At 37.4% G+C, this 15,825-nt stretch carries 5 protein-coding genes and 3 pseudogenes; all 8 read left to right on the top strand.

Annotation, left to right across the window (positions count from 1 at the left end):
- Window positions 1–497 precede the first annotated feature (497 nt).
- The 8 genes and pseudogenes from hepC (NXX38_RS14510) to NXX38_RS14475 all read left to right on the top strand — a co-directional run bounded on the left by hepC (NXX38_RS14510) (window position 498) and on the right by NXX38_RS14475 (window position 15,800).
- The gene (gene hepC / locus NXX38_RS14510; protein WP_309600934.1) at window positions 498–2,111 is read left to right on the top strand and encodes a heparin-sulfate lyase HepC; all 1,614 of its coding nucleotides are present in this window, start codon (window positions 498–500) and stop codon (window positions 2,109–2,111) included.
- Window positions 2,041–2,634, top strand: coding sequence for a heparinase II/III family protein (locus NXX38_RS26765; protein WP_309600933.1), 594 nt, complete (start codon window positions 2,041–2,043; stop codon window positions 2,632–2,634). Before hepC (NXX38_RS14510) ends, NXX38_RS26765 begins: the two co-directional genes overlap by 71 nt.
- Before the next feature lie 16 nt (window positions 2,635–2,650).
- Window positions 2,651–4,912: pseudogene (locus NXX38_RS26920) on the top strand (glycosyl hydrolase family 95 catalytic domain-containing protein).
- Between the two features lie 250 nt (window positions 4,913–5,162).
- Window positions 5,163–7,270: pseudogene (gene hepC / locus NXX38_RS26915) on the top strand (heparin-sulfate lyase HepC).
- Between the two features lie 18 nt (window positions 7,271–7,288).
- Window positions 7,289–9,469: a surface glycan-binding family protein gene (locus tag NXX38_RS14490; RefSeq protein ID WP_258979902.1), complete on the top strand. Its 2,181-nt coding sequence runs from the start codon at window positions 7,289–7,291 to the stop codon at window positions 9,467–9,469.
- Window positions 9,470–9,493: 24 nt separating this feature from the next.
- A pseudogene (locus tag NXX38_RS14485) lies at window positions 9,494–12,638 on the top strand (SusC/RagA family TonB-linked outer membrane protein).
- 17 nt (window positions 12,639–12,655) lie between these two features.
- Window positions 12,656–14,329 carry a RagB/SusD family nutrient uptake outer membrane protein gene (locus NXX38_RS14480; protein WP_148364556.1) on the top strand — a complete coding sequence of 558 codons (1,674 nt, stop codon included), beginning with the start codon at window positions 12,656–12,658 and terminating at the stop codon, window positions 14,327–14,329.
- Between the two features lie 184 nt (window positions 14,330–14,513).
- Window positions 14,514–15,800: a DUF4995 domain-containing protein gene (locus NXX38_RS14475; protein ID WP_217722953.1), complete on the top strand. Its 1,287-nt coding sequence runs from the start codon at window positions 14,514–14,516 to the stop codon at window positions 15,798–15,800.
- Window positions 15,801–15,825 lie beyond the last annotated feature (25 nt).

Raw genomic sequence — 15,825 nt, 5'->3', positions numbered from 1 at the left:
TCAGCTATTTAACCCTAAAAATAGAGTAAAATAAAGATTAGTTTACAAAAAAGAACAGGATGATTTTGCTTTTTTCCGAAAGAAAACTGCATTTTGCATATAATACTTTATTTATCAATCCATTATCCAAGAATTCCGTCTATTGCTTTCATTAGTGAACTGCAGTTGTGCAACCATCAAGTTACACTTGTCCATCTAAGTAGATACACAACTGCAACCAGCGAGTTGTCTAACTGTAACTGACTAAACTAATTAAAAGAAGTTACTAAAAAGATAGCATGATTTATAAAATTCAATTAGATGAAATCGTTAATACTTCTGCATCATTTAGAGAAAGAATACTGTCCTTTATATATATCAAGCAGAATCATTGCACAAATTTGATATACTATTCGATAAAACTATTAGCAACAAAGCTACTTTACCCCATATATTTGCATAGAGTTAATAACCAGCTCTCATATAAATTAAAATCTATCCAAACTAAAATTTATACTATGAATTTCAAAAACGGTTTCCGGATTAATATATTGCTAGTCTTTGTCTTTACAATCGTAGGATGTACTGATAATGATATCCCTCAAAAAGAGAACAATGACATTCCGTCAAAAGAGGAACCGACACCTCCGAAAGAGAATACTGAAGAATATTTATTTGAAATACTCAATCTTGATTATCCCGGATTGGAGGAGGTAAAATCTCTGTATGAAACCGGTGACAGTGATGCTGCCCTGAAAAAGCTGCTCACCTATTACAAAAATAGAACAGAGATAATAAATCCAAACCTATCTACTACCCTTAATGAAACGGAACAAGGATATGCCGACTATGCAATAAACGAATATCGCTTTTATGTCAATGACAATTATCTGGAAGACAAAACCAGAAAGATCCCTTATTCATTGCAAAACAACGATAAAACAATTAACTGGGAATTTGCTCCCAAAGGAGCCGACAATGAATATCAAAAACAATTACATCGTCATAACTGGATGCCCCTTCAAGGGAAAGCTTACCAAAACTCTCACGATGAAAAATACATATATTCATGGAAAGAAGTATATACCGACTGGATTGCCAAGAACCCCAAACCTGATGGAAAACCGGACAAGTTCAAATGGTATCAACTTCAGGTATCCACACGTATCATGGGACAAACAGAATCATTCGAGCATTTCAAGTCCTCTCCCAACTTCACAACCGAATGGCTTTCTTTTTTCCTCATACACTTTGCAGAACACGCCGACTATTTGTCCATGTACAAATACACCGGAGAAAACAATATTCTACTAAGCCAAGCAGTAGCATTAGTCTTTGCAGGAACCTTATTCCCCGAACTAAAAAATGCCCCACAGTGGCAAAAAACAGGATGTAACATCATTAATGAGCAAACCACAAAATTGTTTTTAAGAGATGGGATGACGAATGATCTCTCACTCCACTATCACATAGGTATAGTGGACGGGCTATATGATTTAAAGAGATTAATCCAATTAAATAAGCTACCGGACAACCTGCTTTCTCCAGAACTCGACAACGTCTTGCTGAAAGCCACTAAAGTCGTCATGCACTTTACATATCCTAGCTACTTCATTAAAGGAAGTAAGGATTGCAGTCCTGCATTCAACGATTCGTGGATAAAAACACGCAGTGTACTGAACAAGAACTTCGTAAAATATGCCAAAATGTTCCCGGATGATTCAGAACTTGACTACATGAAAACATACGGAAAAGGAACTCCACCCGATACCAAAATCAAAACGTTCGAATACTCTGGATTCTATGTATTACGCAATGGCTGGACTCCCCAATCAACAATGTTGGTACACAGCAACAATGTATCTTCCAAATTAGAAGATTCAAGTCACAACCAACTCGACAATGGGACGTTCGAACTATATCACAATGGTCGCAACTTCTTTCCGGATTCCGGCGTTTGTTCATATATGAAAGAAAATGATACGGAAGTAATGGAATTACGCAGGTGGTTCCGTCAGACCAAAGCGCACAATACTATGGTTTTGGGACAATTGGAAGAGCATGGAAGCCACCGGAACCGAAGACATCAACAAGGCACAAGGCAAACTATTATTATCAGAAGAAAACGATAACCAACAACTAATAATAACAGAAAATCAAGGATATAGTAACTTCAAACACCGCCGTGCCATCTTCTATGTGAAAAAGCCTGTCGAATTCTTCGCTTTTGTAGATGAAGGCTTTGGAGCAGCTACCGGATATTCCAAATTATATTTCCATCTTTGTGACGAGACATCAGTCAACAATGTCAATTTGGATATTCAAGAGATGGGTGCGCATACAACTTTTGAAGATAATAACAACTTGCTTATTCGCAGTTTTGGGAATCAAGACATTGTATTAAAACCTTTTGAGGGACGAATCTCATATCAGACAGATAGAAAATTCTCTGTCAGAAAAGCTTATTCATTAGTTATGGAGAAAAAGAAAAACACATCCGTACGTTATATTACCATATTATATCCGGTAACAACAGCTTCCAATCACAAGATTAACGCTAAATTCACAGATAATCCTTCAGATTCAGATAATGTTTCTATTGAAGTGACAATTGATAATGAAACATATAATCTAAATTACGAACTTAAGAATTAATATAAAAGATAGCACTATGAATATTCGACGTAAATACCTTAACTGTATCTTTCTATTTTTAATCTGTTCTTTCACTGTAGACGCCCATTCTACAACTCTTAAACAGGATATTAATTGGCCTGAATTCATGAGCCAGCAAGATATGGTATGGGAAAAGCTGCCAGAATACTGGTATGAATCAGCTTATCTAGGCAACGGCAAATTAGGATTAATGATCTACAAAGCACCCGGTGAAAACTACTTGCGTCTGGAAACCGGTAACTGTGATGTGCATGACCATCATACAAAAGAGATGTATTCGGGATTCCCCGACTACTTACCGGTTACTTTGCCCTGCATCCTAGAGGAGAAATAATCAGCGGTAAGATGCGCCTTGACCTTTGGAATGCCGAAGCATCAACAGATATTATCACCACCAAAGGGGTTATCCACCTACAAACCTTTGCCCATGCTGACAATATGATAATAGCAGTAAAAGCAACTACAGAAGGAGAAGAACATGACTTCAAATGGGAATGGGTAGCGGCTGAAGCCAATAGTCCCCGCTATCTACTTTTTAGAAGGCGGGGACAAATCAATAAAATTCCCAAAGACTATGAACTCAATCCTGCACCAACAATCACTCGAAAAGAAGATATCAACTTATCTGTTCAGAAGCTATTGGCAGGTGGTGAAACAACAGTAGGCTGGAAAGAGACTCAATCAACTAAAAAGGAACGTACCTTATGGATAAACCTTACACATACATATCCTCAAAATAATTCGAGTGAAATATGTAAAACTGAAATCCGGAAAGCTATAAGCGAAGGCTATCCATCCTTGCAAAAGACACATCGTAAATGGTGGAATTCCTTTTATCCAAATAGCTTCATCACATTACCGGAAGCACAAAAAAGAGAACTTTTATTGGATTCAAATGTACAAACTAGCTTCTGCTACCCGTGGCGACCGTGCTCTAATAGACAATACAGGTCCATGGCTGACGGAAACTCCCTGGCCAAATGCTTGGTGGAACCTCAATGTACAGCTCACATACTGGGCACTAAATGCTTCCGACCATTTAGATCTCGCAGCCTCTTTAGAAAATGCACTTTACAATCACATAGACCAGTTACGTCTCAACATTCATCCTAATTATCGTCATAATTCATTAGGCATAGGAGTCGCTTCCAATTTGGAATGTATGACTACAGAAGTAGGTATTCCCGGAAAAGGTAAAGCGCAAGTAGGCCTGCTCCCATGGGCCTGTCACAACCTATGGCTTATCTACCGTCATAAAATGGATGATGACATTCTACGGAATAAACTATTTCCTTTATTAAAAGAGTCAATCAACTACTACCTGCATTTTCTTAAAAAAGGAGAAGATGGGAAATTTCACCTTCCGGCAACTTATTCTCCTGAGTACGATAGTACGGAAGATTGTAATTTTGATCTTGCATTATTACGTTGGGGATGCCAAACTCTATTGGAATCAGCCCATCGTCTGAACATTCAAGATCCATTGGCTAATACATGGAAAGACGTCCTTTATAATCTAACTCCTTATCCTATGGATAAGAATGGATTACTTATTGGGAAAGATATGCCATATGCATTCTCTCATAGACATTATTCGCATCTACTCGCCATCTATCCGCTGTACCTTATCAATAAAGAACAGCCGGGCGGTATCGAAACGATTGAAAAATCACTCACTTTCTGGCAAAGCAAGCCCAAAGCTCTCTTAGGTTATTCATGTACAGGTGCATCTTCCATATCCTCTGCCATCGGAAAGGGAAATGACGCACTAACTTATTTAAACAAATTATTTGGCAAGTTTCTCAGTCCAACCACCATGTATAGAGAGAGCGGTCCTGTTATTGAAACGCCTCTTTCCGGTGCTCAAAGTATTCACGACATGCTACTACAAAGTTGGGGTGGAAAAATCCGCATTTTTCCAGCTATTCCTGATACATGGAAAGACATCGCCTATTCCGGTCTGCGTACGGAAGGAGCATTCAAAGTTTCTGCTAGCAGAAAACAGGGAAAAACACAATTCATCCATATCAAAAGTCTGGCTGGAGAACCTTGCATTATAACGACTGATATAGTTAACCCTGTCTTTAAAGGAGAAAGAGACTTCACTGTACAATCATTCGAAAGCAATACTTATCGGATTGATTTAAAAAAAGGAGAAGAGGTCTACATTTCCCCTCAAGGAGAAAAGCCTGATTTTATTATTTCTCCGATTCCTCATACTTCCAAAAATCATTATGGATTAAAAATCATCCAATAGAACACCTAAAAATGTACAAAACCAACCTTGTAAACACTGGTAGATTAGATTACATTATGATACAAAAATAGCCTTCTATCAGTTCCACAACAGTTTTTTTAGACAGAAATAACATATGATTCAACAAATTTAATATCAAAAAAATCATTTTTGAACAAAGTGTGAACAAGGTAGACTATAGTCTATAATTTAATAAGCTAATTTTGCAAACAGTAAAATATAACTTTTAATAATTAAAACCTAATAAAGTATGAAGAACATCTTCTTTATTTGTTTATGTGCGCTTTTCGCTTTTACAGGATGCGCAGACGATGACGACGATCTATTAACCGGAGGAAATGTAGATATAGATCTACTTCCCGATTCTAAGCCCAATGATGTTGTAAATACCAACGTATTCGACATTATCAACCTTAATTATCCCGGATTAGAAAAAGTGAAAGAATTCTATGAAACAGGGGAATATTATTACGCGGCCAATGCTTTATTGGAATACTACAGAACAAGAACCAATGTTACTAATCCCAATTTGTCCTTAATTAATGTAACAATCTCAGAAGCAGATCAAACAAAAGCGGATTATGCATTGGAGGACTATCGCTTTCATGTAAACAATTTCTATGAAGATCAAGAAACATTGAAACCATATTCTTTAAAGAAAGATGGAACGATTAATTGGACATTTTCTCCAGAAGGTGCCTCTGACGAGTATCAGAAACAACTACATCGCCATCAATGGTTTATTCCACAGGCTAAAGCCTATCGAATTAGCGGAAATGAAAAATACATTCAATCATGGATTGAGGTATATAATAATTGGATAGACCAAAATCCTAAACCGGAAAGCGGTACAAACACAACGTCTTGGTGGCAATTACAAGTAGCAACCCGTATCAATGATCAAGTACAATTATTGGAATACTTCAAAAACTCTATTAATTTCACACCAGAATGGCTTACTACTTTTTTAGTAGAGTTTGCAGAGCAAGCTGACTTTCTTGTTGATTATCCTTATGAATCAGGAGGTAATATTCTGATATCACAAGCTAATGCACTGGCAACTGCCGGAACATTAATGCCGGAATTCAAAAATGCTGAAAAATGGATGGAAACTGGTTACCAAATACTTAGTGAAGAAGTACAAAATCAGATAATGAGTGATGGATGGCATAAAGAAATGTCTCTTCATTATCATATAAGTATTGTAGCAGATTTCTATGAGGCTATGAAATTAGCAGAGGCAAACCAACTTTCCAGTAAATTGCCTAGTAATTTTACAGAACCACTTCAAAAGCAGCTGAAGTAGTAATGCATTTCACTTATCCCAACTATTTTAGCAAAGGTTCTGATAATGTAGTACCCATGTTTAATGATTCATGGAGTCGGACACGTAATGTACTTAAAAATACAAATTTCAAACAATATGTAGAAATGTTCCCTAACAGTGAGGAACTTAAATACATGCAAACTGCAGGTAACGGTGGTACTCCCCAAGGACATACTCCAAATAACGATATGAAATTATTTGACCAAGCAGGATATTACGTATTACGCAACGGCTGGACGTATGGCTCTACTGTCATGATTTTAAGTAATAATAAAAGTAATGACGCCTCCAACTCTATCAGTGCATACAGCCATAATCAACCTGACAATGGAACATTTGAACTTTATCACAATGGGCGTAATTTCTTCCCCGATTCAGGAGTATGTACCTATTACAGTACTGGTGGCGACAACACACTACGTTATTGGTTTCGCGGTATTGACAAGCATAATACATTATCATTAGGGAAGCAAAACATAAAAAAGGCCGAAGGCAAACTTTTAAAATCTGAAGAAGGTGCAACAGAACTTGTTGTATTTGAGAATCAAGGATATGACAACTTAAAACACCGTCGTGCTGTATTTTATGTAAATAAAGAATTTTTCGTACTGGTAGACGAAGGCATTGGGAGTGCTGAAGGTACTGTAAATCTAAGCTTTAATCTTTGTGAAGGTAGTAGTACCGAAGTAGTTATGGACAAAGAAGAAAACGGTGTTCATACAGCATTTAGCAATGACAATAATATCATTGTACGTACTTTTGCCAATAAGGAGATAACCTGTTCACCTTTTACAGGACGCATAGCATATCTTGTTGACGGTAACTATAATGACCGGCAATCATATACTATAGATATGAATAAAGAATCTAATGAAACAGCACGTTATATCACAGTTATCATACCAGTTAAAAAAAGCACTGATATAAATAACATATCTGCTCATTTCACAGATAACGGATATAGTGAAAATAGCGTATCTATAGAAGTAAATGTAGGAGGAACTATATACCCATTATCATATACCTTATAAACTAATAACTCTTAAAATATGAGATCTAAATTACTAAACATTACTTCAAGATTACTAGGAACACTCATAGTAATCATATTGACAGTAGTCAATAGTTCTTGTACTGATACGGAAACCACTGACTCTACGAAGTTTACTATTTACTACACAGGTATGACTGATATCGGACCTTCCATGACAGGAATTATCAGTAGTCCGACTTACAAAGGTAGTACTCCATACGATTTTAGTATTACCAAAATAACACTCGATGGAGAAGCCTTTTCTGGCAATATCTTTACCATTGATTCAGAAACAGGAAAAATCACATTAAATAGTACAGGCAATACTCCAGTAGGCTTGTACAAGTTATCTATCTCTTGCTATTCTAATGGTAGCAGATACGAATATGCAGATATTGTAGAAATCAATATGATGAAACCTGTGCCAGATGGCATCAAAGCCATTCCTGAAAAACTTCAGGTAGAATATGCAGATATTATTGATACTGAAAGCAGTCAAGAATTACCGACCTCACAAATAACAACGGAAGGTAATCATATTTCCATTACAAACTACACAATTGCTTCCGTTGTATGGAATGAAACTATAATAGAAGACCCAGACACTTATTTTACAGTTTCGGAAACCGGCGAAATATCAATTATCAAAGGTAACCAGAATATCCAACCTGGCAAATACATCTTATCATTCAAGTTAACAACAGCAGCGACTGGAGAAGATCCTGAAATGGGTATTTTTGAAAATGCATTGGAAATTAATGTCACTTCCAGACCTCTGTCTCTAACATATACTCCCAATGAAGGTAAAATAGAAGAAGAGGGAGAGCTTAGTCCGGAAACAACTTTCCAGAGCAACCCACCAGTACTGAAAGGTTCTACAGAAGGGTTGACTTACAGCATCAGCTCAATAAGCCCAAGTACAGACAAAATTACTATAGATCCAACAACTGGAGTATTGTCTGTGGCTGCGCATCATGGTTTCAAAGATGGAGAAAAATACGAAATCAGTGTCAAAGTTATAAACGAATACTCTACAGAAGGGGTCGTATTTGAAAATGTACTCACATTAAATGCAGTCGAATTTATAGAGCCGATAGCCAATTTCGGATATACTAATGTAGAAGAAGTTCAAGCTGTAGAAATTGATATTCAGAAGAATGACAACTTCAAAGGTGATGAAGTGAAATATGAGTTCATAGACCTCGCAACTGAACTTCAAGGACAATTAAATCTTGATCTGGATGGCAACATCACTATTAAAAAAGGTAATACTATTCCTGTCGGACAGTATACCGTTCAAGTGATGGCAACAAATACCAAAGGTTCAGAAACTGCGACATTTACATTGAAGATTATAGGAAATCCGAATTATTTCACATTCTTCCGTTATGGAAACAATCTAAACTTACAGCCAATAGAGAACTACGCTGATCAATTTAGAATTGCAGCTGGTGCTAAACTCAACACAGTCAAACCTACGCCAGTTTCAACAGATGCATCGGGTGGATTGAAATCGTTAAAATGGGAGGTTGAGTTGAAGCATAATCCCAACAATACAAAAGCAACTATCGATGCTACTACCGGACAAATTACTATCACAGGTTTAAAAGCCGGACAATGTGGTATGGTTATGGTTACAGCTACAGCAGGAGAAGGAAAAACTGCAGTTTCTGTAAGTCAACCCGTATTCTTCCACTTCTCTACTTTATCAGATAATAATGTACAATTAGAATACACTCCATTTGTCTTCCAAGTTAATCCGATGAAAGGTGGTGTATCTGAAGCTCCAAGCTTAGGAACCGATATAGACAAATCAACATTCAGATTAGACTATAGACGTGATTTCTTCTACTATAACATAGCAGGTCCCGATTCACATATAAGTGGTCAATTAGCACAAGGAGTCAACAATTTCTTATCTACATTATGGAATTCATATAGTATAGATGCAGGTACATCCAGAAAACCTGTCTCATATTTTGATAATATAACAGATTTGAGTAAACCTCTAGGATACATAGATCAGACCGACTTTAAGGTACATATTAATCCTAATATGTGGCGCACAAAAGATGGCAATGCTAATGGAGCAATGATTGGTCAAATGACTTACAGCGTCAAAGGAGAAGATCCTCAAGGAGCTGCTAGTGGAGCAAGAGTTTCTCCTATGTTTATCTGGTTTGATACTAAATTCTAATAAATACATGCAAAAATACTCGTTATGTACAATATAAATTTTATAAAATCAATTAGCACAAGAGGGTGGTTCACCCTCTTGACACTGATCCTAACGATCAGCCTATATGCCCAGAATGCCACTTTAAAAGGTGTTATTGTAGACGAAACAGATACTCCTCTCATCGGAGCTACTGTACAAGTAAAAGGAACTTCAACTGGAAGTATAACTGACTTTGATGGTAATTATACAATTAAAGCCAATAAAGGTGCTGTTATTACATTCTCATATATTGGATACAAAACACAGGAAATTAAATTTACCGGGCAACCTACCGTCAACATTAAAATGGTTCCTGACAACCAAACTCTAGATGAAGTAGTTGTAGTTGGCTATGGCACAATGAAACGCAGTGACTTAACAGGTTCCGTAGCTTCTATAGCAGCCAAAGATGTAGAAGGATTTAAAACCAGTTCAGTGGCAGGCGCATTAGGAGGACAAATCGCAGGTGTACAAATCACATCAACAGATGGTACTCCAGGTGCTGGTTTCAGTATTAATATCCGTGGTGTCGGAACTCTGACGGGAGATTCCTCTCCACTTTATATTGTCGATGGTTTTGAAGTAGATGATATTGACTATCTGTCTAATTCTGACATTGAGTCTATTGAGATTCTGAAAGACGCATCTTCTTCAGCTATTTATGGTGCACGTGCAGCAAATGGAGTCGTATTGATCAGCACTAAATCTGGAAAAATAGGGAAACCTATTATTAACTATAATGGTTCAGCTAGTTATCGTAAAATATCAAAGAAATTAGATGTCCTATCTCCATATGAATTCGTTAAATTACAAGGAGAAGTAAACTCTAAATACTCCGACAGTTATTTTAAAACAGGAAATGATGATGACGGAAACCCTTATCGTTATCAATCCCTGGATGACTATATTGGTGTAAGCGGTGTAAACTGGCAAGATGAAACATTCAATCCGACGTGGTCACAAGATCATAGTTTATCAATTATGGGAGGTACGGAAGATACTAAATATAATGCATCATTCTCACGCTATATTGAAAATGGTATTTTCAAAAATAGTGGTTTTAATAAAACAACAGGTAAATTCCGTCTTGATCAGAAATTAAGTAAAAGCCTTTCCTTCAATTTTACTGTTAACTATGCATTGACAAACCGTGAAGGTGTAGGTACATCCGGTGATTCCGGACGCTTCAATATGCTTGCACAAATATTAAGTGCCCGTCCCACGGGTGGACTAAAACTGACAGACGAAGAACTCCTAGCTTCAGCTATTGACCCTGAAATGCTCGAATCAGGTGAAAGTTTAGCCCAAGTAAACCCAGTTAAACAAACCGAGTCGGTAACAAATAATAAACGTGCAGAAATGTGGTCCGGAAACGCTTCGGCAACATGGCAGATCATTAAAGGACTGACATTCAAGACTTCAGGGACCTACAATACAACCAACAATCGTACAGATATATTCTACAAAGATGGTTCAAAAGAAGCATACCGTAATGGTCAAAAACCTTATGGACGCACACAAATGGGTCGTGACGTACGATGGACAAACTCCAACAACCTTACTTGGAAACAGAAGGTAAAAAAGCACAACTATGACATTATGTTAGGTCATGAAGTTTCTTTTAAAAGCACAGAATATTTACTAGGTGAAGCAATGGATTTCCCTTTTGACAATTTAGGCAACGACTATCTGGGACTGGGAGCTACTCCGAGTAGAGTTGAAAGTAGTTACAGCGAGAAAACGCTTCTATCATTCTTTGCACGTGGAAACTACAACTATGATAATCGGTATTTATTTACAGCTACAGTACGTGCCGATGGATCAACTGTATTCTCTAATAAAAATAAGTGGGGATTCTTCCCCTCATTTTCAGCCGCATGGCGTGTTTCGGAAGAAGCTTTCATGAAAGATGTTGAATGGGTATCTAATTTTAAAGTCCGTCTAGGTTGGGGTATCGTAGGAAATGACCGTATTTCCAATTATCTTTCCATGGATTTATATGGAAGCAAACAAATATGGAATTGGCAACAACACTGTTACTGTCCTAACTCCCAAACAATTGAAAAATGCTAATTTAAAATGGGAAGGCGCAAGCAGTGTTAACTTAGGAGTCGATTTAGGATTCTTTGACAACAGATTAAATGTTACAGCTGATTTCTTTATCAAAGATACAAAAGATCTATTATTAGCACAGTCATTAGCACATGTTACTGGATTCGATTCACAAATGCAGAATATTGGTAAGATCCAGAATAAAGGAATTGAGCTAAGTCTTAACTCTACTAATATTCAGACACGTAACTTTACTTGGCAGACCAACTTCAACATCTCATTTATCAAAAACACGTTGAAGGGATTAGCTTCAGGAGTAGAGTCAATGTATGCACGTTCTGGATTCGACAGCAACTTTACTGCATATGACTATATTGCAACAGTCGGACAGTCACTTGGTCTTATTTACGGATATGAATTTGACGGTATTTATCAAAGTTCTGATTTTTACACAACTCCTGACAATCAGTTGATTCTGAAAGAAGGAATCACAAATAATGCACGATATGGTAGTGTTAAGCCGGGTGTTGTGAAATATAAAGATCAGGATGGCGATGGCATTATTACTACTAATGACCGTACCGTTATTGGTAATGCTATGCCCAAATGGTATGGTGGTATTACAAATACATTTAATTACAAAGGTATAGACTTCAGTTTCATGTTCCAGTTCAATTATGGAAATGACATATATAATGCTACCCGTTTGTATGCTACACAATCCAGAAGTGGCCGTAGAAATATGTTGGCTGAAGTTGCCGATCGTTGGAGTCCGACAAATGCATCAAATAAAGTTCCTTCACAGGATGGATATATTGTTAATGATGTATATTCCCGCTTTATAGAAGATGGCTCATTCCTACGTTTAAAAAATATAACTTTAGGATATACACTGCCACACAAATGGACTCGTAAGTTTCATGCATCTAAGCTTCGCATATATGCAACAGGTCAGAATTTATTCTGCATAAGCGGATACAGCGGTTATGACCCGGAAGTTAATAGTGCAAGCAGCAACCCTATGACTCCAGGACTAGACTGGGGTGCCTACCCGAAGAGTAGAGTATTTACATTTGGTATTGATCTTCAATTCTAATCCACAAAAAATATAATATGAAAAAGATAATATACTATATAGCCATATCAGTAATGTGTTTACTTCCTTTTTCTTGTTCATTGGAGGAAGAAACCAGAACTGAAGTAGAGAAGAAAAATTATATGAACAATGCGGATGAAGCAAAGGATGTATTACTTGGCGTATACCGTACAACCATTGTAGATGCCATGTATGGTTATCATTTATCCATACTATTCAATTTAGGAACAGACATTTCACAGGTAGAAGGAAGTGGCAATGAAAACTTTCGTATAATTCCTACGAACTCATTTCCCACAACACAATCAGAAGTACAGCAAACATGGGCTGCACTCTATACAGGTATCTACAGGGCTAATGATTTTTTAGAACGTATTTCTAACAAAATAGAATCGTATACTAACACTGATAAGAAACTGGCAACCATATACATTGCAGAGGCCAGGGCATTAAGAGCTATGTTTTATTTTGAGTTAGTAAGACGATTTGGGAATGTAGTTTTGATGACCAGTACAGAAATGTCTAATCAAGATCCGGCAACATATGTACAATCAGCCCCAGAAAAAGTCTATGAGTACATTGAAGATGATTTGTTATATGCATCTGATATATTACCATATGCAATCGATGACCAATATCGTGAAAGTAATGAATACCGTTTTTCAAAAGGAGCTGCATTAGGATTACTTACTAAAGTCTATGCTACTTGGGCAGGAGATCCAGTGAAAGATACATCCAAATGGGAGGCTGCGGCCAAAACTGCACGTATCCTAATTGAATCTGGAAAACATGGACTACTAACAGATTATGAGCAATTATGGAAAAATACTTGTAATGGGGTTTGGGATCCTACTGAAAGCTTAATTGAAATTTCGTTTTACTCACCAACCGTATCTGGTAATAGTGATCCAGTAGGGCGTATCGGTAAATGGAATGGGGTAAAAACTACTGCAATTGCTGGTGTTCGTGGAAGTTGTGCTGCTAACGTAAAGGTAGTTCATACATTTGTACTTGACTGGAGAGAGAATACAGCTGATATTCGTCGTGATTTGTCCGTAGCCAACTACCAATATACTGACACAAAGAAAACTCTTTGGGCAGCTAGTGCTAGTGACACGGAAGAAAGTGCAGCTGCAAAAGATGCAGATCCGACAAAAGCACAAAAAAATAAACAGAATTATACCCCAGCCAAATGGGATATTCAGAAATATGTAACGACCAACAGTTTCATTAATAATGATAAATCAAATGTAAATTGGTACTTCTTACGGTATGCTGATGTATTGTTGTTATATGCTGAAGCATTGAATGAATGGAAACATGGTCCTACAACCGATGCATACAATGCTATTAATGCAGTACGTCGTCGTGGTTATGGTAACCCGGGTAATACAAGTACATGTGATTTAACAGAAGGGCTTGATGAAAAAGGATTCCGTGAAGCAGTTCGTAAAGAACGTAGTTATGAATTATCATTCGAAGGTCATCGACGTATGGACTTAGTTCGTTGGGGTATTTATTATAATACCATACAAGAGACTGCGAAAGAATTAGGTTATTGGTGGGAAAGTGCTGGCTCTCCTAATTATTCTGTGGCAACATATACAGTTAATGGTAAACATGAGTTATTCCCTATTCCACAACGAGATATGGATTTATGTATTTTATTCAATCAAAATCCTAAGTGGTAATTTAAATAAAGTATTCTCCAATATGCCTTGGTTGGGGCATATTGGAGATATTTAAAACCTTTTTCAACAAAATCGAAACTTGAAAAGCTCTATTTAAATGCCTTTTCGACAATCCTGTAATAAAAAATTAGGCTTTTCGCATACTTTTGCATCAGTACAAAACTTCTAAAAACAATCACTTAAAATGAATAACATGAAAAAGAAACTTGTTCTCTTTGCTTCGGTTAGTATTGCACTCGCGTCGTGCCAGACAACCCCAAAGGAAGACTACAGTTGGATAAAAAAAGGACTGGATGTAGCTTCTGCCCAATTACAACTTTCCGCAGAAGAGGTTAGTGGTACAGGGATGTTGCCACGTTCCATCCGTACCGGCTATGACATGAATTTCCTTTGCCGCCAGTTGGAAAGAGATTCATTAACATTTAAGGATTCACTACGCGCACAACCCACTGCTGACCAGCTAGGCAAACGTCGCCTCTGCAACGTTTATGACTGGACGAGTGGTTTCTTCCCCGGTTCATTATGGTATGCATACGAACTGACAGGAAACAATACACTGAAAACTCAAGCAATCGAATATACAAATCTTCTGAATCCGGTGCGTTATTATAAAGGTACACATGATTTGGGATTTATGGTCAACTGTAGTTACGGCAATGCAGAACGTCTTTCACCTAACGATACAATCGCTGCAGTGATGAAAGAAACTGCCGATAACCTCTGTGGTCGTTTCAACGATTCCATCGGCGCTATTCGCTCATGGGATTTCGGAACATGGAACTTCCCGGTTATTATCGACAATATGATGAACCTTGATCTTCTGTTCAATGTAGCAAAAGCAACAGGTGACAATAGATATAAAGACATCGCTATCAAGCATGCCATGACTACAATGCATAATCACTTCCGCCCGGATTATACTTGCTGGCATGTAGTAAGCTATAACAACGACGGAACAGTGGAAAACAAACAAACTTTCCAAGGCAAGAACGATGACTCTTCATGGGCACGGGGACAGGCATGGGCTATATACGGATATACCGCTTGCTACCGCGAAACGAATGACAGCATATTCCTGAACTTTGCAAAGGACATAGCTGATATGATTATGAACCGCGTAAAAACGGATGATGCTATTCCTTACTGGGATTATGATGCTCCTGTAACCAAAGAAACTCCACGTGATGTATCGGCCGCTTCTGTTACTGCTTCTGCAATGATCGAACTAAGTACGATGGTTCCCGACGGACAGAAATATCTGGATTATGCAGAAAAGATTCTGAAAAGTTTGTCAAGTGATGCATATCTCGCAAAAGTGGGTGACAATCAAGGATTCATTTTGATGCATTCCGTAGGTTCACTGCCGAATGGTTCTGAAATAGACACTCCACTGAACTATGCTGACTACTATTATCTGGAAGCATTGAAGAGATTCATGGATCTGAAAGGTATCAACTATAAAGATATCTAATACATTAAATTATAACACCTATTAT

This window comes from Bacteroides sp. BFG-637, from assembly GCF_024793605.1.
Lineage (GTDB): Bacteria > Bacteroidota > Bacteroidia > Bacteroidales > Bacteroidaceae > Bacteroides > Bacteroides vicugnae.
This window is presented reverse-complemented; position numbering and strand designations above follow the sequence as displayed.

Bases quoted from the DNA above. Each gene is read 5' to 3' on its own strand.
- NXX38_RS14475 (WP_217722953.1), top strand. From the start codon at position 14,514: ATGAATAACATGAAAAAGAAACTTGTTCTCTTTGCTTCGGTTAGTATT.
- NXX38_RS14480 (WP_148364556.1), top strand. From the start codon at position 12,656: ATGAAAAAGATAATATACTATATAGCCATATCAGTAATGTGTTTACTT.
- hepC (WP_309600934.1), top strand. From the start codon at position 498: ATGAATTTCAAAAACGGTTTCCGGATTAATATATTGCTAGTCTTTGTC.
- NXX38_RS14490 (WP_258979902.1), top strand. From the start codon at position 7,289: ATGAGATCTAAATTACTAAACATTACTTCAAGATTACTAGGAACACTC.
- NXX38_RS26765 (WP_309600933.1), top strand. From the start codon at position 2,041: ATGGAAGCCACCGGAACCGAAGACATCAACAAGGCACAAGGCAAACTA.